Annotated in this window: 19 protein-coding genes; 10 read left to right on the top strand and 9 right to left on the bottom strand. The window is 74.4% G+C overall.

What is annotated here, in order from left to right; genetic code table 11:
* Window positions 1-28 precede the first annotated feature (28 nt).
* The 3 genes from AB6L24_RS03760 to AB6L24_RS03770 all read right to left on the bottom strand — a co-directional run bounded on the left by AB6L24_RS03760 (window position 29) and on the right by AB6L24_RS03770 (window position 2,615).
* The gene (locus AB6L24_RS03760; RefSeq protein ID WP_380845003.1) at window positions 29-895 is read right to left on the bottom strand and encodes a glycoside hydrolase family 19 protein; all 867 of its coding nucleotides are present in this window, start codon (window positions 893-895) and stop codon (window positions 29-31) included.
* Between the two features lie 252 nt (window positions 896-1,147).
* Window positions 1,148-1,906: an iron chelate uptake ABC transporter family permease subunit gene (locus AB6L24_RS03765; RefSeq protein ID WP_405652056.1), complete on the bottom strand. Its 759-nt coding sequence runs from the start codon at window positions 1,904-1,906 to the stop codon at window positions 1,148-1,150.
* Window positions 1,907-2,012: 106 nt separating this feature from the next.
* Complete coding sequence (locus AB6L24_RS03770) at window positions 2,013-2,615, bottom strand: TetR/AcrR family transcriptional regulator (RefSeq protein ID WP_405652058.1); 603 nt, start codon at window positions 2,613-2,615, stop codon at window positions 2,013-2,015.
* Window positions 2,616-2,745: 130 nt separating this feature from the next.
* Here AB6L24_RS03770 and AB6L24_RS03775 point away from each other — a divergent pair, with 130 nt between their 5' ends.
* Window positions 2,746-4,191 carry an amidase gene (locus AB6L24_RS03775; protein ID WP_405652060.1) on the top strand — a complete coding sequence of 482 codons (1,446 nt, stop codon included), beginning with the start codon at window positions 2,746-2,748 and terminating at the stop codon, window positions 4,189-4,191.
* On the opposite strand, the gene AB6L24_RS03780 is transcribed toward AB6L24_RS03775, so the two are convergent.
* The 4 genes from AB6L24_RS03780 to AB6L24_RS03795 form a co-directional block, all read right to left on the bottom strand.
* Window positions 4,092-5,057, bottom strand: a complete 966-nt coding sequence (locus AB6L24_RS03780) for a LysR family transcriptional regulator (protein WP_405652062.1) — start codon at window positions 5,055-5,057, stop codon at window positions 4,092-4,094. The two genes, AB6L24_RS03775 and AB6L24_RS03780, sit on opposite strands and share 100 nt — an antisense overlap.
* Window positions 5,054-6,382 carry a sensor histidine kinase gene (locus tag AB6L24_RS03785; RefSeq protein WP_405652064.1) on the bottom strand — a complete coding sequence of 443 codons (1,329 nt, stop codon included), beginning with the start codon at window positions 6,380-6,382 and terminating at the stop codon, window positions 5,054-5,056. The genes AB6L24_RS03780 and AB6L24_RS03785 overlap by 4 nt, the downstream gene beginning before the upstream one ends.
* Window positions 6,379-7,074, bottom strand: a complete 696-nt coding sequence (locus AB6L24_RS03790; protein WP_405652066.1) for a response regulator transcription factor — start codon at window positions 7,072-7,074, stop codon at window positions 6,379-6,381. Before AB6L24_RS03790 ends, AB6L24_RS03785 begins: the two co-directional genes overlap by 4 nt.
* 71 nt (window positions 7,075-7,145) lie before the next feature.
* Window positions 7,146-8,231, bottom strand: coding sequence for an SMP-30/gluconolactonase/LRE family protein (locus AB6L24_RS03795; protein ID WP_405652068.1), 1,086 nt, complete (start codon window positions 8,229-8,231; stop codon window positions 7,146-7,148).
* Window positions 8,232-8,563: 332 nt separating this feature from the next.
* Here AB6L24_RS03795 and AB6L24_RS03800 point away from each other — a divergent pair, with 332 nt between their 5' ends.
* Window positions 8,564-10,468 (top strand): amidohydrolase, encoded by a 1,905-nt coding sequence (locus tag AB6L24_RS03800; RefSeq protein WP_405652071.1) that lies wholly within the window; start codon window positions 8,564-8,566, stop codon window positions 10,466-10,468.
* A gap of 27 nt (window positions 10,469-10,495) precedes the next feature.
* Here AB6L24_RS03800 and AB6L24_RS03805 read toward each other — a convergent pair whose 3' ends face one another.
* On the bottom strand, window positions 10,496-11,641 hold the full coding sequence (locus tag AB6L24_RS03805; protein ID WP_405652074.1) for a hypothetical protein: 1,146 nt from the start codon (window positions 11,639-11,641) through the stop codon (window positions 10,496-10,498).
* Between the two features lie 363 nt (window positions 11,642-12,004).
* Here AB6L24_RS03805 and AB6L24_RS03810 point away from each other — a divergent pair, with 363 nt between their 5' ends.
* From AB6L24_RS03810 to AB6L24_RS03820, 3 genes are all read left to right on the top strand, one after another.
* Entirely contained in the window at window positions 12,005-12,751 is a 747-nt protein-coding gene (locus AB6L24_RS03810; RefSeq protein ID WP_405652076.1) for a DUF1838 family protein, read from the top strand.
* A 90-nt stretch (window positions 12,752-12,841) separates the two neighbouring features.
* On the top strand, window positions 12,842-13,489 hold the full coding sequence (locus AB6L24_RS03815) for a dihydrofolate reductase family protein (protein ID WP_380843965.1): 648 nt from the start codon (window positions 12,842-12,844) through the stop codon (window positions 13,487-13,489).
* A gap of 37 nt (window positions 13,490-13,526) precedes the next feature.
* Entirely contained in the window at window positions 13,527-14,573 is a 1,047-nt protein-coding gene (locus AB6L24_RS03820; RefSeq protein ID WP_405652078.1) for a methyltransferase, read from the top strand.
* A gap of 79 nt (window positions 14,574-14,652) precedes the next feature.
* On the opposite strand, the gene AB6L24_RS03825 is transcribed toward AB6L24_RS03820, so the two are convergent.
* Complete coding sequence (locus AB6L24_RS03825; RefSeq protein ID WP_405652080.1) at window positions 14,653-15,504, bottom strand: alpha/beta fold hydrolase; 852 nt, start codon at window positions 15,502-15,504, stop codon at window positions 14,653-14,655.
* Between the two features lie 115 nt (window positions 15,505-15,619).
* Between AB6L24_RS03825 and AB6L24_RS03830 the strand changes: the two genes are divergently transcribed.
* The 5 genes from AB6L24_RS03830 (at window position 15,620) to AB6L24_RS03850 (ending at window position 21,897) form a co-directional block, all read left to right on the top strand.
* Window positions 15,620-16,252 carry a TetR family transcriptional regulator gene (locus tag AB6L24_RS03830; protein ID WP_405652082.1) on the top strand — a complete coding sequence of 211 codons (633 nt, stop codon included), beginning with the start codon at window positions 15,620-15,622 and terminating at the stop codon, window positions 16,250-16,252.
* Window positions 16,253-16,345: 93 nt separating this feature from the next.
* Window positions 16,346-17,017 (top strand): hypothetical protein, encoded by a 672-nt coding sequence (locus tag AB6L24_RS03835; RefSeq protein WP_405652084.1) that lies wholly within the window; start codon window positions 16,346-16,348, stop codon window positions 17,015-17,017.
* A 121-nt stretch (window positions 17,018-17,138) separates the two neighbouring features.
* The gene (locus AB6L24_RS03840) at window positions 17,139-20,531 is read left to right on the top strand and encodes a CHAT domain-containing protein (RefSeq protein WP_405652086.1); all 3,393 of its coding nucleotides are present in this window, start codon (window positions 17,139-17,141) and stop codon (window positions 20,529-20,531) included.
* A complete protein-coding gene (locus tag AB6L24_RS03845) occupies window positions 20,528-21,220 on the top strand; it encodes a hypothetical protein (RefSeq protein ID WP_405652088.1) in 693 nt (230 codons plus the stop codon). The genes AB6L24_RS03840 and AB6L24_RS03845 overlap by 4 nt, the downstream gene beginning before the upstream one ends.
* Window positions 21,220-21,897, top strand: coding sequence for an RES family NAD+ phosphorylase (locus tag AB6L24_RS03850; RefSeq protein WP_405652090.1), 678 nt, complete (start codon window positions 21,220-21,222; stop codon window positions 21,895-21,897). The genes AB6L24_RS03845 and AB6L24_RS03850 overlap by 1 nt, the downstream gene beginning before the upstream one ends.
* Window positions 21,898-21,918 lie beyond the last annotated feature (21 nt).

Below are 21,918 nucleotides of genomic sequence, written 5' to 3' on the forward strand. Positions count from 1 at the left end.
GCGCGGGGACGGATCGCGCGGCCGGGGGTCAGCAGCTCAGGTTGGAGCCCGGCGTCGTGCCGAGGATCGACGTGAAGGCCTTGTACTTGTCGATGCGGCTCTGGACCTGGGCGGGGTTGCCGCCGTTGCACTCCAGGGCGCCGTTGATGGAGCGGATGGTCTCGCCGAATCCGGCGCCGTTGACCATGGCGTCGTGCGCGGTCATGGTGCCGGGGCCGTTCTGGGTGTTCCAGTACCAGAGGCCGGTCTTCCAGGCGATGGCCGGGTTCTGCTCCACCAGGTACGGGTTGTTCAGGAGGTCGATGCCGAGGGCGTCGCCCGCGGCCTTGTAGTTGAAGTTCCAGCTCAGCTGGATGGGGCCGCGGCCGTAGTAGGCGGCCTGCCCGGCGGGACAGCCGTAGGGCTGGGTCTTGTCGCAGTAGTGCGGGTAGTTCGCCTGGTTCTGCTCGACGATGTGCACGAGACCGCCGGTCTCGTGGTTGACGTTGGCGAGGAACGCCGCCGCCTCCTGCTTGCGGACGGTCTCGCTGCCGGTCTTCGTGAAGCCCGGGTAGGCGCCGAGCGCGTCGGTCAGACCCTTGTACGTGTAGAAGGGATTCCGGTTCGGGAACATCTTGTTGAACTGCGTCTCGCTGACGATGAAGCCGGACGGGTCGGGGTTGCCCGGGTCCGTCCCACCGCCACAGGCGCCCTGGTCCGCCCACACGTCGGCGCGGCCCGGGGTCTCGTTCTGGGTCCACCACTTGGCGGTCCAGTTGCGCCCGTTGTACGAGGCCGACTTGCCGCCCGTGTACACGGACGAGGAGTTCCACGGCGCGGCGCACTCGGCGGCGGACGCCGTGGCGGCGCCCGGACCCAGGACGATCAACGCGCCGATCGTGGCCACCGCGGCCATGAAGCTGGTGATGCGTCTGATCATGCCAACTCTCCTTACGGGCAGGGCGGAAGCCGTCTCCCGCGCCGCCATCGGGGGTGCCGCGACTCAAGCGAAAATGGTCTGGACCTGTCAAGGTCTAGACCAAACTGAGGGGAAAATTCGCGGAATCCGTCCAGCATGCGGACCGATGGGGGCGTGAGGGGGTGGGTGACGGGTGCGTCAACTCGCTCCGCACGGCGGTGAGTTGACGGGCCCCGCCACCCGGCCCTGTCACGACGACCGCACCAGCACCGACCCCTCGTCCAGGTGGACCACCCGGGGCAGTCGCTTGATGGTCGACTCGCGGTGGGCTATGACGATCAGCGTGCGGTCCGCGCGGAGCGTGTCGATGGCGGTCTCCAGGCGGTGCGCCGTGTCCGGGTCGATGTCGGCGGTGGCCTCGTCCAGGACGAGCACCGCCGGGTCGACCAGGGCGGCGCGGACCAGGCCGACGAGTTGGAGCGCGGCTCCGGCCAGGGCGAGCCGCACCGGTGTCGGTCCGGCCCGGCAGGACGCCCCGAGGACGTAGACGAGCACGGTGGCGACCGCGGCGCCCAGGAAGGCGAACCACACCAGCGACGTGAAGCTGCTGAGCCCGACCACGCCGATGCCGAAGACGACCGCGGCGGACGCCCCGGCGTTCACCCCGAGCAGGCCGGGGTCGGCGAGCGGGTTGCGGGTGGTGGCCTGCATCACCGCGCCCGCGACGCCCAGGGCGGCGCCGACCATGAGGCCCACCAGGGTGCGGGGCAGGCGCAGTTCGCGGACGACGTCGGTGGCGTACGACCCGTCGTCGTGCCACAGCGCCGACCAGACCTGTCCGAGGCTGGTGTCCTTGGTGCCGATCCAGGCGCTGAGGACGACGAGCAGCAGCAGTACGCCGACGAGGACGAGCAGCCCCGATCCGCGCATCAGTGAGCGGGCCGCGCCGCGTTCCTCCTCGTCCCGACCGGACTCCGGAGCCGGGGCGAGCGCGGCGGCCGGAGTCACCGGACCACCCCCCGCCCCCGGTGACGGACCATGACATCCCGCATCGGCCGCCGCCGGGGTCGCGGGAGTCCAGGGCGAGGTCGGGGCCGCCGCCCCCTCAGCCCCCTCAGCCCCCGTGCCAGGCGATCACCGCGTCGACGAACGCCAGCACCCGCTCGCCCACCCGCTCCACGGTTCCGTTCTGCACGCTGACCTGCGCCCCCTCCAGCGCGAAGGTGATCTCCGCGGCGGCGCCTTCGGGGTCGGTGAGGCCGGCCGCGACGCACATGGCGGTGAGGCGGCGCAGCTGGCGTGCCTTGTGCGCCTCGATCACCTGGCGCGCCGGGTGGGACGCGTCGGGCAGCTCGGCCAGGGAGTTGACGAAGGGGCAGCCGCGGTGCGAGATCGCGGACAGGCCGTCGGCGACGAACGCGGCCACGCCCCTGATCTGCGCCCGGGGGTCGTCCGGCCACCGCTCCTCGATGCGGTCGAAGGCGTCGGCGTACTCGGCGGCGACGATGAGCAGCCACTCCGCCACCAGCGCGTCCTTGGTGCCGAAGTGCCGGTACAGGGCGGCCTTCGTGGTCCCGGCCCGGTCCGCGACGGCCTGCACGCCGACGCCCCGGATCCCCTCGGAGTGGAACAGCTCCTCGGCCGCGTCGAGGATGCGCTCGCGGGGCGGCAGCTTGGCCACCCGCTCCGCCCGACCCGGCCGCACCGTGTCCGTCATGTCCCGTCCTCCCGCGCCGCTTCCGGCCGTCCAGGCCGCGCCACCGCCATGTTACGGTACCGAGCAGTCCCAGATGATACCGATCGGTACCGCACGGGACCCATCGGTTTCACAGGTCGGAGGGGTTCCCATGAAGCTGTCGGAGTACGTGACGCATGACGCCGTCGGACTCGCGGAGTTGGTCGCCCGCGGCGAGGTGACCGGCGCCGAGCTGGAGGGCGTCGCGCTGGAGGCGGTGGCCGCCGTCAACCCGCTGCTCAACGCGGTGGTGGAGACCTGGCCCGCCGAGGGGGGCGAGGCATCCGCCGAGGGGGCGCCGCTGGCCGGAGTGCCCTTCCTGCTCAAGGACATCGGCGTCACCATGGCCGGGAAGCGGACGGAGCTGGGCAGCCGCCTCGCCGAGGGCAACGTCGCCGCCTCGGACTCGTACCTGATGCGGCGCTTCCGCGCGGCAGGCCTCGCGACCTTCGGCCGGACCACGACCCCGGAGTTCGCCTACGGCATCACCACCGAGGCCGTCCTGTACGGGCCGACCCGCAACCCCTGGGACCTCGACCGCTCGACGGGCGGCTCCAGCGGCGGCTCGGCGGCCGCCGTCGCCGCGGGCATCGTGCCGGTCGCACACGGCACGGACGCGGCGGGCTCCATCCGCATCCCGGCCGCGAGCACCGGCTTGTTCGGCCTGAAGCCGACCCGCGGCCGGGTGTCCATGGGCCCCGACGTCGACGAGATCTTCAGCGGCCTTGCCGTACAGGGCTGCGTCAGCCGCACGGTGCGCGACAGCGCGGCGCTCCTCGACGCGGTCCGGGGCCCGGAGAGCGGTGACCCGTACTTCGCCGCGGAGCCGGAGCGCCCCTACACCGAGGAGATCACCCGCGCCCCGGGCCGCCTCCGCGTGGGCGTCCTCACCCAGGGCGACGGCCCCCGCCGCACCGCGGCCCCCGTCCTCGACGCCGTGTCCCGCACCGCGGAACTCCTCACCTCGCTCGGCCACCACGTCGAGGAGGCCACCCTGGACGCCGGCGTGAGCCGGGAGGAGTTCGTCCTGGCCAACGCCCGCCTCTGGACGGCCAACCTGGTCCCCTGGCTAGACGCCCTGGCCGCCGCCCTCGACCGGCCCGTCGACCTGTCCACCCTCCAGCCCGAGACGCTCGCCGCCCACACGTGGGGCCGCCGGGTCTCCGGCGCGGACTTCGTCGGCGCGCTCGGCGTCCGCAACACCGTCGCCCGCGCCGTCGGCCGCCGCTTCGAGAGGTACGACGTGCTGCTCACCCCGACCCTGCCCGAACTCCCGCCGCGCCTGGGCGTGTTCGCCGAGGGCGTCGAGGACCTGGACGGCCCGGGCTGGATCGACCGGCTCTTCGACCGCTCCCCCTTCACCGTGGCCTTCAACGTCGCCGGGACCCCCGCCATGTCCGTCCCCCTGGCGTCCGACCCCGCCACGGGCCTGCCCATAGGCCTGCAGTTCGCCGCCGCCTACGGCCGCGAGGACCTCCTGTTCCGGCTCGCGTCCCAGCTCGAGGGCGCCGCCCCCTGGTCCGCCCGCGCCCCCGCCGTCTGGGCCGGCACCGCCTGACAGAGCCGCTCGAACACCGCCTGGACGCGCGGCAGCCGCTCCCTGCCGCGCCGGGCCGCCAGATAGATCGCGTTGCCGACGGCGCGCTCGGGGGCGTGCAGGATCGCGAGGTCCCCCGCGTCCAGGCCCGCCCGGGCCAGATAGCGGGGGACGACGCCGAGCCCCGCGCCCGCACGGATCGCGGCGACGGCCGCGCGCATGTCGGCGACGGTGAGGGCCGGTTCCGGCGGGAGCGTGTCCCAGCAGGAGCGGAAGTAGCGCCGGGCCATGGGCATCGCGCGGGAGTAGCCGACGAAGGGGCGGGCGTCGCGCGGGCCGCCGTAGGGAGGGTCGCCGGGGCGGCCGATCAGGACGAACTCCTCGTCGCAGAGGTGGCGCAGGTACAGGCTTCGGGTGGGCGCGCCCTCGATCTTCGTCACCACGGCGAGGTCGAGCTCGTCCTGGAGAAGGCCTTCGGTCAGCTCGGGCGAGAGCCCGATGCGGCAGTGGATCCTGCGGGCCCCGGTGGCCAGGAGCGGGGCCAGACGGGGCAGCACGTGTGCCTCGAGGAGGTCGGCGGGCGCGCCCAGGAGCACCGGCGTGGCGCTGTCGTCGGCGGCGCCCGGAGCCATGACGTCGAGCGCCCCGTCGAGCGCGTCCAGGTGCCCGGCGATCCGGTGGGCGAGCAGATGCGCGTCCTCGGTGGGCGCGATCCCTCGCCCCGAGCGCTCGAAGAGGGCCCGGCCCGCGAGCCGTTCCAGCGCCTTGACGTGCCGCGACACGGCAGGCTGCGAGAGGCCCAGGGTGCCGGCCGCCTTGGCGACACCGCCGGACCGGTAGACGGCGAGGAAGCTGCGCAGGGTGCCGAGGTCCGCCCGGTGGGTCATGGCCGGGGCGTCCCTTCGGGAACGCCCTTGCGGACAGCGGGACTTGGGCGACCCGGCGGGCTCGGTGGACCGGGCGAGCCGGGCGGACTCGTCACACCGGGCGGACTCGGCGGGCTCTGCGCGCTCGGTGGACTCTGCGCGCTCGGCAGGCTCTGCGCACCGTCGGCCCCCGGCAGCGTGATCGTGAACGCCGTCCCCGTCCCGGGCTCCGAGCGGACGGTGACCGTGCCGCCGTGGGCACTCACCACCCCCTGCACGATCGCGAGGCCCAGGCCGGAGCCCGGCCGGTCGGCGCGCCGCTCGCCGCGCCAGAAGCGGTCGAAGAGGTGCTTCTGGTCCGCCGCGGGGATGGCGGGGCCTTCGTTGTGGACGGTGACGCGGACCTGCCCGTCGGCCTCGGTGCCGGTCAGGCGCACGGCGGTGCCGGGGTCCGCGTACCGCAGGGCGTTGTCCACGAGGTTGCCGATGGCGCGCTGGAGGGCGAGCGGGTCGCCGAGGACCGGCAGGGTCGTGCCGTCGTCGGATCCGGTGAGGGTGACGCCGGTGCCGGGCGGGGCGAGGGCGCGGCTCTCCTCGCGTATCTGCCGGTTGAGGGCGGCGACGTCGACGGGCTGGTGGCCCTGGTGCCGCGACTCCCAGCGTGCCAGCGCGAGCAGGTCGTTGACCAGCGCCGTCATGCGCTGCGTCGCGCGGTCGACGCGTTCGAGGGGGCGGCGGGCGGGCGCGCCGGACGGCAGGTCGCGGACGGCGACGTCCAGGTTGGTGCGCACGATCGCCAGGGGTGTGCGCAGTTCGTGGCTGGCGTCGGCCACGAACCGCTGCTGGGACGTGAACGCCGTGTCGAGCCGGTCGAGCATGTCGTCGATCGTGTCGGCGAGCCGCTTCAGCTCGTCGTCGGCGCCCTTGTGCCGGATGCGGCGGGTGAGGTCGGTGGCCTGGATCTGGCGCGTGGTGGAGATCAGCCGGTCGACCGGCGCGAGCACCCGCCCCGCGATGAGCCGTCCCACGAACACGCTCACCAGGAAGAGCCCGAGCAGGCTCCAGGCGAGCAGTTCCCGCAGCGTCGACAGGGTGGCGCGGTTGGCGGCGGCCTCGAACGGCACGAGCGAGGCCGGGTCCGCGTCGACCCGGGCGAAGTGGCCGCCGGTGACGACACCCCCGGTGCGGGCCACCTCGTCGGAGAGGGAGCGCCGGGTGAGCGCCGCCCCGCAGATGAAGTACAGCGCGGTCACGAGGACGGCGGCGAGGCCGAGGACGACCGACGAGTAGACGAACGCGAGCCGGTTGCGGGCCGAGTGCAGCCGCCGCGGCGGAGCCGGTGTCATGGGGTGCTCCTGAGGAGGTAGCCGAGCCCGCGGACGGTGACGAGGGGCTGGGGCGCGCCGTCCGCGGCGAGCTTGCGCCGCAGCCCGAGCACGGCGACCTTGACGATCTGGCTGAACGGGTCGAGGTGGGCGTCCCACACGTGCTCGATGAGTTCCTCGGCCGGGATCGCGCGGTCCGGGTGGGTCATGAAGTACCGCAGGAGCGCGAACTCCTTGCGGCTGAGCCCGAGCGGCCTGCCGTCGCGCCACGCCTCGCCGCCCGCCGTGTCGAGAACCAGGTCCCCGCAGCTGAGGACGGCGCCGGAGCGGCCGCCGTCCCGGCGCAGCAGGGCCCGGATCCGGGCGGCGAGCTCGTCGAAGTCGAAGGGCTTGACCAGGTAGTCGTCCGCCCCGGAGTCCAGGCCGTGGATCCGGCTGCCGACCGCGTCGAGGGCGGTCAGCATCAGGACCCGCGGGGCGACCCGCGCCGAGGGTGCCGTCGCCCCGCCCGCCTTCAGGCGCCGGCACACCTCGTCGCCGCGCACGTCGGGCAGCAGGACGTCCAGGCACACCAGGTCGTACGGGGTGTGGGCGAGCTGGTCCAGGGCGGTGGCGCCGTCCAGGGCGATGTCGACCGCGTAACCGTCACCGCGCAGGCCGTCGGCGATGCCTTCGGCCAGGTCGGATTCGTCTTCCACGACGAGTATGCGCATGGTGCAGTGTCACCCCCGCCCCGGGCGGCACGGCACCCGGGGCAGGTCGTCGCCGAGCGGCGGGACGTCGGTCACGGCGCCGGTACGCGCAGCTCGGACACCCAGAACGGGAGCTTCGGCGGGGTCGTGCCGCTGACGGCCGCCGGGCTGCCCAGGGTGTTGAACTGCGAGTTGACGACGAGCAGCCGCCCCCGGTGGACCGCGGCGCCGGTCGGGAACGCGAACGTCGGGTGCGGCGTGTCCTTGAGGGTGCGCGCCGAGCCGAGGTCGGCGGCGAGGGCCAGGCTCTTCACCGAGCCGGGCAGGTTCTGTACGACGTACAGGGTGCGGCCGCGCAGCACCAGGCCGTCGGGGGTGCTCAGGGTGCCGGACGGCATGGCAACGGGGGCGACCGTGCGCTCCTTGAGGTCCACCCGGTACAGGGCGTCCTCGTTGCGCTTGCCGATCACGAGGTAGCGGCCCGAGGGGTCGGCGGCGATGCCGTTGACGTTGATGCCGGGGGCGCCGGGCGCGGAGACGTACCGCACGGCGGTGCCCGTGAAGTCCATGAACTTCTCCAGGACGTAGCCGGTGCCCCGGGACTCGGCCCGCCAGAGCACGGGGGCGACCGAGTCGGTGACGTAGGCGCTGCCGTCGGGGGCGAGGGCGACGTCGTTGAGGAACGTCTGCCCGGCGCGGAGTCCGGTGTCGAGGCGGCTCACCAGGCGCGCCGTGCGGGTGTCGTACACGAAGATCTGCCCGGTCTGCCGGCCGGCGACGACGAGACGTCCGTCGGCGAAGGCGAGGCCCGTCGCGATGGTGCGGCCGTCCGCCCCGGCGGGCGAGAAGACCCGGAGGTCACCGGGGGCGCCGACGCGGCCCGTGTAGAGGGTGCCGTCCTTGACCGAGCCGACGTAGAAGCGTCCGGTGGCGGGGTCGACGGCGACGCTCTCGGGGAACACCTGGTCGCCGGGGAGGGCGTGGATGAGGGCGGCCCTGGTGCGTGCGGCCGCGTCCTGGGCGGCGGTGTCGTGGGTGGTGGTGTCCTGGGCGGTGGTGCGGGGCCCGGGCTGCGCGGGGACGGCGGCCGTCGCGCTCGCCGTGACGGCGAGCCCGGCCACCACGGCCAGGGCGGCCGAAGCGACCGGCAGTGCGCGACGACGGGACGTGTGCTTCATCGGGCGGATCCTCTCTGCTGTCGGGGCGCTCACCGCCCCGGCCCTTCGACGCCCAGCAGATCCCAACGATGGTTAGCGGCCGGTTAGCGCAGGCCCTCTGACCACGCACGATCGTGCATCGGTGAGGAACGGAAGCGTTATGGCTCGCGGCGGCGGCCCCGGGTTTGGCTGACGTCGACGCCGGGACCCGCGCCACCGCCCGGCACCCCGGAACAGGGCCGCGCCCAACGCCCCGCACCGCGGTGCCGGGCCTCGCGCATCGCCCCGCACCCCGACCCGGGACCGCGCGCACCGCCCCGGCCCCCGACCCCAGCAACCCAGGAGGTATCCACGTGGGATCCACGCCGTCCCCCGGCCCGTCGCCGACCCCGGCACGCGACCCGTCACCCGCCCCGTCCCGCACCACACCCTCGCGCACCCCGTCCACGCCGCGCACCCCGCACACCCCGCACACCACCCGCAGGCAGACCCTCGCCGCACTCGCCGCCACCGCCGCCGTCCCGGTCCTCGCGCCCGGCGCGGCCTCGGCCCGCGACCGCGGCACGCGCCCCGTCGCCGACACGGTCCTCCACAACGGCCGTGTCACCACGCTCGACCCGCGCCACCCCGAGACCACCGCCCTCGCCGTACGCGGAGACAGAGTCCTGGCCGTGGGCCCCGACCCCACGATGCGTCGCCTCGCCGGGGACCACACCCGGCTGATCGACCTGCGAGGGCGCCGCGTCGTCCCCGGGCTCACCGACTCGCACACCCACCTCATCCGGCAGGGGCTCAGCTACACCCAGGAGCTGTCGCTCGCCGGGGTCCGGTCGGTCGCCGAGGCCCTGCGGCTGATCCGCCACCAGGCCGAGCGCACGCCGCCGCCCCAGTGGGTGCGGGTGGTCGGCGGCTTCACCCGGCACCAGTTCGCGGACGGCCGCCTGCCGACGCTCGCCGAGCTGAACGCGGCGGTGCCCGACCGGCCCGTGTTCCTGCTCCACCTGTACGACCGCGCCCTCCTGAACCGCACGGCGCTGCGGATCCTCGGCTTCACCAAGTCGACCCCGGCGCCGCCCGGTTCACAGATCGAGCACGACGCGGCGGGCAACCCGACCGGGCTCCTGATCGCCAGGCCGAGCGCCACCCTGCTGTACTCGACCCTCGCCCGGCTGCCCGGTCTGTCCCCCGCGGACCAGTCGGTGTCGACCCGGCACTATCTGCGCCACCTCAACGCCCGGGGCGTCACCGGTGTCATGGACGCGGGCGGCGGCCACCAGACGTTCCCCGACGACTACGACGTCGTGGGCCGCCTGCACGGCGCCGGACAGCTCACCGCGAGGATCGGCTACCACGTCTTCACGCAGCGTCCCGGCGACGAACTCGCGGACTTCCGGCGCATGGCGGACCTGGTGTCCCCGGGCGACGGGGACGGGATGCTGCGCATGCTGGGCGCCGGGGAGATGCTCGCCTACTCCGCCGCCGACTTCGAGAACTTCGAGGAGCCGCGGCCCCGGCTGCCCGACACGATGGAGGACCAGTTGCGCGGCGTCCTCGCCTTCCTGGGCGAGCGGCGCTGGCCGTTCCGGCTGCACGCCACGTACGAGGAGTCGATCAAGAGGTTCCTCGACGTCATCGAGGACGTGCACGGGCGGGGCGGCCCGGACGTCCCGTTCGTCCTCGACCACGCCGAGACGATCAGCGCCCGCAGCATCGACCGCGTGGCCCGCCTCGGCGGCAGGATCGCCGTGCAGCACCGCATGGCCTTCCAGGGCGAGACCTTCATGGCGCGCTACGGTGCCGCGGCCACCGCGCACACCCCGCCCGTGCGCCGCATGCTGCGGGCGGGCATCCCCGTGGGCCTCGGCACCGACGCGACCCGCGTGGCGAGCGACAACGTCTGGCGTGCGCTGCACTGGCTGGTGACGGGGCGCAGCGTCGGCGGGCAGGTCCTGCACCCGCCGGAGCACCGGCTCGACCGGATCACCGCGCTGCGCCTGCTGACCCAGGGCAGCGCCGCCCTCGCCGACGAGGACAGGGACAAGGGCACCCTCTCCCCCGGCCGGTACGCGGACCTGGCCGTGCTCCGCGAGGACTACCTCACCGTGCCCGCGGAGCGCATCCCGGAGATGGCGTCGGTCCTGACGATGGTGGGCGGCCGCGTGGTCCACGGGGCGGCCGAACACGCGGCGCTCAACCCGCCGTTGCCGCCGGTCAGGCCGTCGTACTCACCGCTCCTGACGGGAGCGAACGCGCCCTGACCTCCGGCTGCCGCCGGGACCCCGGCCTTACTTCTTCGGGTCCCGGAAGCGCCCGAACGCCTTCGAGAGGGCCTTCAGCGGCGATCCTTCGGCCTTGGCGGCCGCGGTCGGCAGGGCCGCGCCGTCGCCGCCGGACACCTCGGCGAGCGCGGCCTGTGCGGCCTCGGCCGCCTCGCGGTACAGGTCACGGGACTTCGTCATGGCGTCGAGCGCCTCGGCGTACTTGGTGACCATGCCCTGGGCGTGCGTCAGCTCCTCGTCCGGGGTGAGCAGGTGCCAGCCCTGGCGCAGCCGCGTCAGGGCCCGCTCGGCCTCGGCGGGCAGCGGTCGCGGCAGGGCGGCGAACTCCTTGATCCTCTCCAGGAGTTCGGTCGGCTCCGAGCCGTCGAGGAAGACGCTGCGCACCGTGAAGCGGTCCGCGTCGTAGTCCGCGCTCGGCGGGTCCATGGCGAGGACGACGGCGCCGCCGCGCGGCATCCGCACGCCCAGCTCCCGCTTCATCGCGAAGTCGGCGATCTGCGCCTGCTCGGGCGTGCCCCGGTGCTCGATCACCCGGTGCCGCAGGCCCGGCGGCAGGAACGTCGCGATCGGCTGCTGCCCGACCGTGTCCGGCGTCATCGCCTCGTGCACCACGACGTGCACGAACCAGCTCTGCCGGGTGCAGTCCCGCAGCCGGCGGCGCAGCTCGTCGTCGTCCTTCGGCAGGTGGTTCGCCGCCCGCAGCCGCACGTCGGGCACCGTGTCGTGGTCCCAGGGGACCTGCTCGCTGTCGGGCCAGAACATGGTGGCGGGCGAGGGCCAGCGCGCGTCCCACGCCCGGTCGGCCTCGGCGGCGAGGATCCAGGTGACCCCGTCGCCTTCCTTGCGGCGGCTCTCCGGGTCGTACGTGGTGAGCTGGGCGCGCACCGTGACGTCGTCGTCCACGCGCCAGCGGGCCTCGAAGAGACGGCGGGCGAGGGGGCCGGGGTCGGCGGACTCGTCCCGGGGGTGCAGCACGGTGGCGCGGGCGGCCTCGGCCGGTTCGAGGTCCAGGAAGTCGTCGAGCACCCCGGCCGCCTTGAGGGCGATCAGGTTGCGCCGGACGTCCTGCTCGGGCTCGGGCCCGAGGTGGCGCCCGCGCCCCAGCCACGCGGTGTCGGGGGCGGTGGTCGATGAGGTGGTGTTTTTGGCCATGGAATCGTTCTGTGGGTGATCGGGGCCCGACCAGTATGGTCCGTGAACGCTTGAGTCTCCCAGGTCAGAACCCTTCCACCCCAAGGGGGATCAGCAAACTGCCGACGATCGGCGTCAAAGAGGTCACCTTCTCATGGAGTCGGGGGGCTCGGCCCGAAAAGTCGGGACCCTTGGCCCGAAATCGACCCGGGAGCGGGCCCGGGACCGGCCGGGGGGCGGATGCGCGGACGGCCGGGGCGGCAGGCGTCGGCGTGGGGCGCGCACCCCCGCGCGTGCGCCGCGTGGTGCGGATCTTGCCGACTCTTTCCGGCCGATCGCGCCCCGGCTGAGCCCGGCGGGGCGCGACCGCGCAGAGTGGTCCGTATGACGACTCCCGCAGAGCTGCTCCGTTCCTTCGCCCGCACCCGCGCCTCGCTCGACGGCGAGGAGGTCACGTACTGGTGGTCCGGGGACGTGTACACCTGGGCACCCGACGAGCCCTACCGGCGCGTGTTCGGCTTCGAGGGGCTCAACGTCGCCCGCCTGGTCGAGGACGCCGAGGCCGGTCCTGACGCGTATCAACTGCTGACCCGCGAGGCGGCCTTCTTCCTGGACCCCGGCACCCGCGAGATCCTGCAGACCTGGCAGGACCTGCCGGTGGTGCACATCTGGAACGACCCGGCGAACCAGAAGTGGCGTCCCTTCCCGATACCGACGACGGAGCTCGGCGGCCAGGTCTGCTTCAGCCTGGAGATCCCGCTGTCCTACCCCTCGCCCCTGCCGGTGGCCCAGTATCCGCTGCACTCGGCCGGGGACACGTACAAGGCCCTGGAGCTCTTCCAGTTCTTCGCCGACCGCGCGGACCTCGCGGGTCCGGCGCCCAGCGTCCCGGCGACCATGTCGTGGACGCGGATGTCCCCGTGGATGCCCTGGATGGCGCGCGGTCAGCGGCCCGGCGGTCTCACCTTCCACTGCCGGGGCCGCAAGCTCGCCTCGTACGAAGAGGTCCCCGCGCGGACCCGCGCGTACATCGCCGACCACCAGCCGAAGTTCGCCCACGCACCGAAGGAGTGGAGCGAGCCCAACGAGACCAGTTGGACGTACTTCAAGAAGCTCAACCCGCCGAAGTAGCCGCCACGCCGTTCCGGCACCGCTCCCGGCCGCGGGAACGCACCGACCATGGGACGCGACCGACCGCAGGACAGGAAAGGAAGGCCCGTCATGTCACTCGTCCGCGTCCAGCACGTCTCCCTCTCCCTCGACGGTTTCGCGACCGGCGAGGGCCAGAGCCTCGAAGCGCCGTTCGGCCACGCCGGGGAACGCCTGCACGACTGGATGTTCGCCACCCGATGGGGCCGCGCGATGCTGGGCCGGACGGGCGGCACGCGCGGCGTCGACGACGCGCTCGTGCGTCTTTTCGCCCCGGGGATCGGCGCCGAGATCATGGGGGCCGGGAAGTTCGGCCACCCCGGCTGGCACCAGGACCCGCAGTGGAAGGGCTGGTGGGGCCCCAACCCGCCGTTCCACACGCCGGTCTTCGTCCTCACCCACCACCCGCGGCCCTCGATCGAGATGGAGGGCGGCACGACGTTCCACTTCCTCGACGCCTCGCCCGCCGAGGCGCTCGAACGGGCCCGTGAGGCCGCGGGCGGCCTGGACGTGCGCCTCGGCGGCGGGCCCACCACGATCCGCGACTTCCTCACCGCAGGTCTCGTCGACCACATGCACCTCGTGGTGGTCCCGATCCTGCTCGGCCGGGGCGTGCGCCTCTGGGACGGCCTGGAGGGCCTGGAGAAGGACTACGAGGTCGAGGCCGTCTCCACGCCCAGCGGAGTCACCCACCTGATGTTCACCCGCGCGAGCCTGTGAATCGCGGCGGGCGTGCGGGCCCGGTACAGATGTGATCATGACCGCGCCCCACGCATCCGCACCCGGCACGACCGCCCGCACCCCCGCCGTCGCCATGCTGCGGCTGCTCGGCGGGTTCCAGATCTCCCAGGCCCTGTACGTCGCGGCCCGGGCCGGGGTCGCCGACGAGCTGGCCGGCGGTCCCCGGCCGGTCGGCGAGGTGGCCGGGGCCACGGGGCTCCGGCCGGACCTGCTGCGCCGCCTCGTGCGGAGCCTCGCCGCCGAGCACGTCTTCGGTTACGACGAGGAGCGGGACTCCGTGGCCCTCGGGCCGCTCGGGCACACCCTGCGCGGCGACGGCGACGAGTCCGTGCGCGCCGTCGCCCTCATGTGGATGGAGACCCACTACCGGCCCTTCGGCCGACTGTGGTCCACGCTGCACGACGGAGTGCCCGCCGCGGAGCGGGAGTTGGGCAGGCCGTTCTTCGACTGGCTCGGCGAGGACCCGGACCGGGTCGCGGGGTTCAGCTCCGCGATGGCCGACCTGATGCGCGCCGTCCGCAGCGACGCGATCGACGCGCTCGACCTGACCGGCGTCGGCCACCTGGTCGACATCGGCGGAGCCGACGGCACGGGCCTCGCCGCCCTCGCGGCGCGCCATCCGCGGCTGCGCGGCACCGTCTTCGACCTGCCGCACGTCGTGGCGGCCGCGCACGCCACGCTGAGCCGGGCCGGGGTCGCCGACCGCGTGGACACCCGGGGCGGTGACTTCTTCCAGGCCGTCCCCGAGGGCGCCGACGCGTATCTCGCCTGCTTCATCCTGCACGACTGGAACGACGAGCAGGGCACCCGCATCCTGGAGCGCGTCCACGAGGCGGCGGCCCCCGGCGCCCGGCTCCTCCTCGTCGAGACCGTCCTCGGCCACGGCCCCGCCCCCGAGATCGCGACCCTCCTGGACCTGACCATGATGGGCATGCTCGACGGGCGCGAGCGGACCCTGGAGAACTGGCGCGCCCTGCTGGCGGGCGCCGGGTTCCGGCTGACGCGGACCGTCGAGACGGCGGGCCCCATGTGTGTCGTCGAGGCGGTGCGGGTGGATCGTTGAGGCGCAGCGGCCACGGGCAGCGGTTCACCACTGGGCGGCCGGGCCGGGGCGCGGGTGGGCCGGGGGCGCGTCCCCCGCTTCAGCGCGTCAGGAAGGTGCGGAGCACGGTGATCAGGGCGGCCGGGTCGTCCTCCTGCACGTTGTGGCCCGCGTCCGGCACCACCACGAGTTCGCCGTCGGGCACGCGCGCGATCAGGCGTTCCGCGGTGGACTGCGGGAGCACCCTGCTGCGCCCGCCGCGCACGAGGAGCACCGGCAGGCCGGTGAGCTGGGCGGCGAGTCGGTCGGTGGCCGCGAGGATGGCGGGGAAGTCGGGCGGGCGCGGATCGCCCTTCGGTACCCACCCGCCATCGGGCGTGCGGCGGAACAGGGCGCGCATCCGGTACGTGACGCGGGCGCGGTCGGCCCGCGGGCTGACGCGCAGCGCGGCGTCCACCACGGTGTCGATGGCGTCGACCGGGCCGAGTCCCGCCATGAAGGTCCGTACCCGCTCGGTGCTGTCGAAGTCGACGCCGGGCGCGACGTCGACCAGCGCCAGGCGCTCGACGCGGCCCGGGTGCGCGGCGGCGACCTGGGCGGCGACCACGCCGCCGAGGGACATGCCGACGAGCCGCACGCGGTCGAAGCCGAGGTGGTCGGCCGCGGCGACGGCGTCCTCGGCCATCGCGGCGATCCGGTAGTCGTCGGACCAGTCGCTGTCGCCGTGGCCGCGCAGGTCCAGTGCGACGAGCCGGGCGGCCCCGCGCAGGCCGAGGCAGACGAAGTCCCAGGTGTGGGCGTTCAGTCCGCCGCCGTGCAGGAGCAGCACCGCGGGGCCGGGGCCGCCCCAGTCGAATCCGTGCGACCGGCAGCCCGCGCGGGTCCAGTACACGTCGCGCGGCGGTGCCGGATCGTGGATCCGGACGCCCAGCGACGCCGCGAGATCGGTCATCGACGGGACCGATGCCGGTCCGTTCACGGCGGTACCCCCATTCACCTCGACACCCCCTTACCTTGACGGTCCAAGGTAAGCTTCTTACCTTGGACCGTCAAGGTAAGCTGGCCGGATGGCTGCCCGTAGACGACGTACACCCGACGAGGCCAAGCGGCTGATCCTGGAGGCCGCGGGCGCGCTGCTCGCCGCGGGCGGTCCGGCGGCCGTGCAGGTGCGGGCCGTGGCCGCCGCGGTCGGGGTGTCCGACGCCGCGGTCAACCACCACTTCGGCAACCGCCAGCAGTTGCTGTCGGCGCTGCTGCGCTTCGGCGGCAGGAAGCTCAAGGCCGAGCTGCGCGCCGCCCTCGACACCTGGACCGACGGACCCGCCGACCCGGCCGACCTGGTGTGCGTCCTGTCCGCGCCCTACGCCGACGGCTACGCCGAACTGGCCCTCGCCCTGCACCAGTCGGGCTGGCGGGACACCGGAAGCGGACTGCTCGACGAGGTCGTGGACCGCCTGCACGCGGCGGCGCGGGACACTTGCGCCGACACCGGCCGGACGCCACCGGCCCGCGAGACCGTCCAGCTCGCGGTGGCCGCGCTGCACCAAGCCGTCGCGATGGAGCCCCTGTTCGGCGCCGAGTTCCGCAGGAGCGCGGGGCTGGACGCGGCCGCGCGCGAGCGGACGCTCCGCTGGTGGGCCGGGACCCTGCGGTCGACGCTCGCAGGAACGGACGCCGCGCCCGCCCGCCGGGACCGCTGACGCTCGCCGTCGAGGAGGCGGACGGCCTCGGCCCGCGCACGTCGTTCGTGCCGAACGGGCGGGACCCGGGCGAAGACCGGGTGACCCTCGGTCATGGGGTTCCCCGTGACCGACGGCGCCGGTTCGCTGGAGGGGTGCGGCGACACGAAGGCGAGGGCCATGGACATCACGGGTGCGGGCGCGCCGATCGTGGCGGCCGTCGGAGTGGTCGGGACCCTCCTGTCGGCCCTGCTCACCCAGCGGGCGGCCGAGCGGAGCCGACAGCGCGAACAGGAGCGTGCCGAACGGACCCGGGCGTGGGCCAGGGAGACCGAGGAGCGGCGCGCGTGCTGCATCGCGCTCAACACCGCGTCCCGCCAGTATCTGGCCGCGCTCACCGACCAGGCGCACGCCCTGACCCGCGCGGAGGACCCACGCGCGGCGCGACAGCGCCTCATCGAGGCCCGGGACCTGCACCGGGACGTGTACGCGGAGGCCCAGATGCGGCTACCCGACCCGCTGCTCGCCCTCGCGGGAGAGGCCACCCACGCGCTCGGCGCCCTCTACGGCCTGCTCCGGCGCCTGGACGACGGCGTGCCCCGGCCGGACGACTCGCTCGACGCCGCGCAGGGGGAGATCGACGCGCTGTGGGAACGGCTGCGGGAGCTGCGGCGCGGGATGCGTGCGGACCTCGGGGCCTCGGGGCCGCCCCGGCCCGGCCCCGCCACCGGACCACACCCCGACCCCACCGGTCCGGGCGCGATCCGGGCGAGTTCGGGGCGTTGACCGGGCGCCGGACGAAAAGCTCGGCGATCGACCTTCGCCATGGCTGACATCTCGTCATCATGGAGCCCGCGAACGGCTGTTGAGAACCACGGGTGAGAACTACGGGACGTGAGGAGAGCCGGTGGGGGAAGAAGAGGAGAGCGGTGGCGCGCAGGCCGTGCGGACCTGGGCCGGTGAGGCCGTCGAGCGGGCCAGGGCGCTGCTGCCGACGCCGGACGCGGTCGCCGTACCCACGCGCGCCCACGACGAGTCGATCGCCGAACTCGACCACCTCTCCCGCCTGTTGGACCAGGAGCCGGAACTGCGCGGCTCGGTGACCGTATGGCTCGGCGGGGCCCTCACGCTGCGCCACGCCGTCGGGGGCGGAACGCCCGAGGACCGGGAGCGGGCGCGCACGCTGCTGCGGGACGCGCGGGACCCGGCGACGCCGCACGGAGCCGCGACTCGCGCCGAGGACCGGCGGTGGGCCGCGCTGTTCCTGCTGACGCACGCGATGCCGCTGCAGGAGATGCTGGGCGGGCTCGCGCCGGAGCCGGACGCGACCGCCATGTTCGACATGATCATGCGGAACGGGCCGAGCGGGATGGCCGCCTTCACGGCCGAGGTCCAGGAACTGGTGAGCGAGGCGGCCGAACTCCCGCTGCCGCCGGATCAACTGAGGCAGGTGCGGCAGCTGCGCGACCTGTTCGCCCGGCCCTCGGCCGCCGGGATCACCGAGCTGTTCGCGGGCCTCGTACCCGACGACGGGCTCCCCGGCACCGATCAGCTGCGGCAGACGATGCTGAACCTGCTGGCGACGATGACCGGCGGCGCGGGTCCGACGGCGGGCCCGGGTACGGCGCCCCGAACGGACACGGACACGGCACCAGGTACGGACACGGACACGGCACCCCGTACGGACGCGGGCCCGAGCCCCGCGCACGGCACCCCGGCCCCCTCGGAAACCGCCCGCGCCGACGGCGGCACCCCCGCGACGCCCCGCACCCCCGACGACATCCGCAGGATCCTCGCCGCCTGGCAGGCCGTGCACACCACGTCCGTCGACTTCGTGAACCATGCCGGTGGCGGCGACCCGGCCGCCCTCAACCAGCAGCTGGCGAGGTTGCGCGAGGCCCGGGACGGGCTGCCGGACGACATGCCGGACAAGGACGCCCTGGAAGGGCTGATGGCGTTGCTGCTCGGCGTCAGCGACGGCGCCGGCGGCACCCTCCAGGACCAGGCCGTCGGCCTCGCCCACACCCGGACGGTCACCGACTACCTGCGGCGCAAGGCGGAGAGCCCCTTCCCCATGGCCGACCTCCTCCCGGTCATGGCCGACGCGATGGACCTCATGACGGAGGCCCGCACCGTCGGGCAGACCGACGACGTGGAGCGGCTGAGCGCCCTGCTGGACCGGGCCGAGGCCTTCTGCGACAGCGTCCCCGAGGACCACGCCCTGCGGGCGGTGGCCGTCCTGGCCCGCGCCATGGCCCGCATGATGCTCGGCCGGTGCACCAGGGACAAGGCTCTGCTCCTGGACGGCCTCGCGGACCTCGACGAGAGCAAGACGGCCGCAACGAACAGCAAGCTCCCGATCGGGGGCGACGTACTGGCGGCCATCGCCCCCGAGGCCGAGGCCATGCGCGCGTTCCTCAGCGGCGACAGCGCCGGTGTACCGGACCGGGAGGTGCCGCCGCCCGACGCGCCCGCCGACCGACTGCACTCCGCCGCGACCCGCCTCAGGCTGCGCCACGACGTCACGAAGGACCCGGCGGACCTCGACGCCGTCATCGCCACCCTGGAACGGCTCCGCGAGCACATCCGCCAGGGCCGGGCCCCGCGCGTCGCCGCCGACTCCCTGTGGTCCCTCGCCGACGCCTACCGCGCCCGCTGGCACCGGGAGCACAGCAAGTCCGACGCGGACGCCGTCACCGACACGGCGAACGAGGCCATGGCCACCCTCGCCGCCGACGTCCTCCTCCAGCACGGCGCCGAACACCGGCTGACGACCGCCCGCAGCGGCGCCTCGCTCGGTCTGCGGGCCGCCCTGTGGGCCGCGGCGCACGAGCGGGTGGCCGACGCGGTGACCGCCCTGGAACTGGGCCGGGCGCTGGTGCTCCAGGCAGCGGCCACCTCCCGGGACGTACCGGAGCTGCTCGCGGAGCGCGGGCAGCACGGACTCGCCGCCGCCTGGCGGAAGTCCGGCGCCGCCGACGGCGCCGAGCTGCCCGCCGAGCTCCCGAGCACCCTGCGCCGCCAGGCCCTCGAAGCCCTCGGCTACCGGGCGGACGGCGGGCTCCTGTCCGTCCCCACCCTGCGCGAACTCGCGGACGGCGTGGGCGAGGCCGGTGCGGACGCGCTCATCTATCTGGTGCCCGGCAGCGACGGCGAGGCCCCCGGCATGGTGCTGGCCGTGGGCCCCGAGATCGGCGTCGGCGTGGGCCCGCTGCCCGTGCTCTCCGCCGCGCGGAGCGCCCCGCTGGAGCGGTACCTGGACGCGGCCGCGGCCCGGCCCACGGACCACGTCGACGAGGCGGCGGAACGCGTCTGGGAGGAGGCCCTCGCCGACCTGTGCGACTGGGCGTACGAGGTGTTCGCCCACGTCCTGCCCGGCCTCGCCGAACACCTCCCGCAGGACACGGGGGAACAGCGCGCTCCCCGGGTCGTCCTGGTCCCCTGCGGCCGCCTCGGCATCGTCCCCTGGCACGCGGCCCGCTTCCCCGCCGACGCCCCGTACGACTACCTCTGCCAGGCCCTCGTGATCAGCTACGCCGCGTCCGGCGGCCAGTTCCTGCGCACGGCGAGACGCGCGCCGCGCGACCCGGTCTCGGCCCCGGCCATGGTGGCCGACCCGAGCATCTCGCTGACGTACGCCGAGCTGGAGGTCCTGGAGCTGCGCCGCGCCTTCTACCCGGGGGCCCGGCTGTACGGCGACTTCGCCACGCTCCCGCCCGACTCGGTGCCGGTCGGCACCCCCGACCAGCTCCTCGCCCTGCTCGGCCAGGACCACTCGATGGTCCACCTGGCCACGCACGGCATGGCGGGCACGCGGCCGACCGAGTCGGCCCTGCACCTCGCCCCCACCGAGCCCGGCGAGGAGGTCGGCCGGCTCACCGTGACGCGCCTCCTCGACCGCCCGCAGCCCGTCGAACGGGACGCTCCGGACGGCCCGTTGATCGTCCTGAGCGCCTGCGAGACCGACCTGAGCACCCGCGACCACGACGAGGCCCTGACCCTCACCACCGCGTTCGTCTCGGGCGGCGCACGCGATGTCGTGGGGTCGCGGTGGACCGCGCGGGACGGCGCCTCGATGCTCCTGATGACGGTCTTCCACCACCATCTGCGGGCCGGGCTCAGCCCGGTCGACGCGCTGCGGGCCGCGCAGCTGTGGATGCTCGACCCCGAGCGGCAGGACCCGGGCTGCCTGAGCGCCGAGCTGCGAGCGGACGTGCGCCGCACCGACCTGCAACGGCCCGCCGTCTGGGCCGCGTTCATCCATCAGGGCCACCCGGGCCGGGGAGAGGAGAGCGCATGAACCAGGGAGAGGACGGCGGGGTGAAGGTGCTCCGCCTCGTCCACGAACACCTGGACAGCGTCCGCGAGCAGCTGAGCGACGAGCAGTACGAACTGCTGCTCACCCACCTGCGCGCGCTCGCCGAAACCCCGGCGAGCGATGCCCGGGCCGTCCGCCGCGCCTTCCAGAACGTACGCCTGGCTCTGGTTCCGCTGCCGTTCGACCATCCGGTCCGCGAGGCCCTGGACGCCGTCCGGCTCACCGGTGCGGCCGCGGTCGGCGAGCACGCCGTCCTGCGGACGCGGGTGCTGCTCACCCGGATCACGGCCGACCCCGATCCGCCCCCCGACACCGCGGCCATCATCGCCGCCGCCGAGGACCGGCTGCTGCGCACGCCCGCCCTGTCGGCCGCCGAGGTCCGCACCCGGTGCGTCGGTGCGGCGCCGCCCGCCGAGCTGATCCGGCTCGCCGACCCCGAACTCGGCGACCGCTACCCGGCGTTCCAGTTCGAGCCCGACGGCGGGAGGCCGTACGAGGTCGTCCTGGAGGTCAACCGGGTGCTGCTCGCCGACGCGGACCCGTGGGGCGCCGCCGAGTGGTGGCTGAGCCGCAATCCCTGGCTGGGCGGGGGTCCGCCCGCCGATCTCCTCGGCATCCGTCCCGACCGTGAACTGGTGGGCGCGGCCCTGGTGTTGGCGGAGGGAAGCTGATGCACGACGCGACCGCCTCGCCCTCCGCGTACCGCTTCCAGCCGCACTGGGAGGTGCTGCCCGCGGGCTCCCACCTGTGGCGGATGCACTCGTCCCGGTTCGCGGCCGAGCAGTTCAAGCCGTTCGACGCGCGGGACCGCGCGCCCGGCCGCTTCCACGGCACACCGGAGGACCCCTACCCCTGCCTGTACGCCGCGACGGACCCGGAGACCGCACTCGCCGAGACCCTGCTGCGCTCGATCGACTTCGACAAGGAGACCAGCATGCGGCTGGTCCCCTGGCCGTGGGTACGGGGCAAGTCGCTGCACGTGGTGCGGACCCGGTGCGAGCTGAGGCTGGTCTCGCTGCGCTCCGGGGCGGCCCTCGCCGCCGTCTGCCAGGACAACTTCCTGCTGGAGAGGGAGGGGCCCGAGCACTACGCGCGCACGCGGACCTGGGCGCGGGAGATCCGGGCCCAGGCACCCCAGGCCATGGGCATGATCTGGGAGTCGCGCCGCAATCCGTCCCAGCAGGCCCTGGTGCTCTTCGGGGACCGCCTCGCGGACCGCGCGGACGGCGCCCTCGAAGCCCTGCCGTTCCGCGGCATCCCGGACCTCGGCTCCCCGGACGGCGTCAAGGAGGTCAACCAGCTCCTCGAACCGCTGCGTTCGGCGGTCAGGGAGCCACTGCGCCGGTGAGACCGGCACCAGGGGCGCCGC

It is taken from the genome of Streptomyces sp. RK9, from assembly GCF_045070545.1.
GTDB classification, from domain to species: domain Bacteria; phylum Actinomycetota; class Actinomycetes; order Streptomycetales; family Streptomycetaceae; genus Streptomyces; species Streptomyces alboflavus.

Bases quoted from the DNA above. Each gene is read 5' to 3' on its own strand.
- AB6L24_RS03760 (WP_380845003.1), bottom strand. From the start codon at position 895: ATGGCCGCGGTGGCCACGATCGGCGCGTTGATCGTCCTGGGTCCGGGC.
- AB6L24_RS03770 (WP_405652058.1), bottom strand. From the start codon at position 2,615: ATGACGGACACGGTGCGGCCGGGTCGGGCGGAGCGGGTGGCCAAGCTG.
- AB6L24_RS03775 (WP_405652060.1), top strand. From the start codon at position 2,746: ATGAAGCTGTCGGAGTACGTGACGCATGACGCCGTCGGACTCGCGGAG.
- AB6L24_RS03780 (WP_405652062.1), bottom strand. From the start codon at position 5,057: ATGACCCACCGGGCGGACCTCGGCACCCTGCGCAGCTTCCTCGCCGTC.
- AB6L24_RS03785 (WP_405652064.1), bottom strand. From the start codon at position 6,382: ATGACACCGGCTCCGCCGCGGCGGCTGCACTCGGCCCGCAACCGGCTC.
- AB6L24_RS03790 (WP_405652066.1), bottom strand. From the start codon at position 7,074: ATGCGCATACTCGTCGTGGAAGACGAATCCGACCTGGCCGAAGGCATC.
- AB6L24_RS03795 (WP_405652068.1), bottom strand. From the start codon at position 8,231: ATGAAGCACACGTCCCGTCGTCGCGCACTGCCGGTCGCTTCGGCCGCC.
- AB6L24_RS03805 (WP_405652074.1), bottom strand. From the start codon at position 11,641: ATGGCCAAAAACACCACCTCATCGACCACCGCCCCCGACACCGCGTGG.
- AB6L24_RS03810 (WP_405652076.1), top strand. From the start codon at position 12,005: ATGACGACTCCCGCAGAGCTGCTCCGTTCCTTCGCCCGCACCCGCGCC.
- AB6L24_RS03815 (WP_380843965.1), top strand. From the start codon at position 12,842: ATGTCACTCGTCCGCGTCCAGCACGTCTCCCTCTCCCTCGACGGTTTC.
- AB6L24_RS03820 (WP_405652078.1), top strand. From the start codon at position 13,527: ATGACCGCGCCCCACGCATCCGCACCCGGCACGACCGCCCGCACCCCC.
- AB6L24_RS03825 (WP_405652080.1), bottom strand. From the start codon at position 15,504: ATGACCGATCTCGCGGCGTCGCTGGGCGTCCGGATCCACGATCCGGCA.
- AB6L24_RS03830 (WP_405652082.1), top strand. From the start codon at position 15,620: ATGGCTGCCCGTAGACGACGTACACCCGACGAGGCCAAGCGGCTGATC.
- AB6L24_RS03835 (WP_405652084.1), top strand. From the start codon at position 16,346: ATGGGGTTCCCCGTGACCGACGGCGCCGGTTCGCTGGAGGGGTGCGGC.
- AB6L24_RS03845 (WP_405652088.1), top strand. From the start codon at position 20,528: ATGAACCAGGGAGAGGACGGCGGGGTGAAGGTGCTCCGCCTCGTCCAC.
- AB6L24_RS03850 (WP_405652090.1), top strand. From the start codon at position 21,220: ATGCACGACGCGACCGCCTCGCCCTCCGCGTACCGCTTCCAGCCGCAC.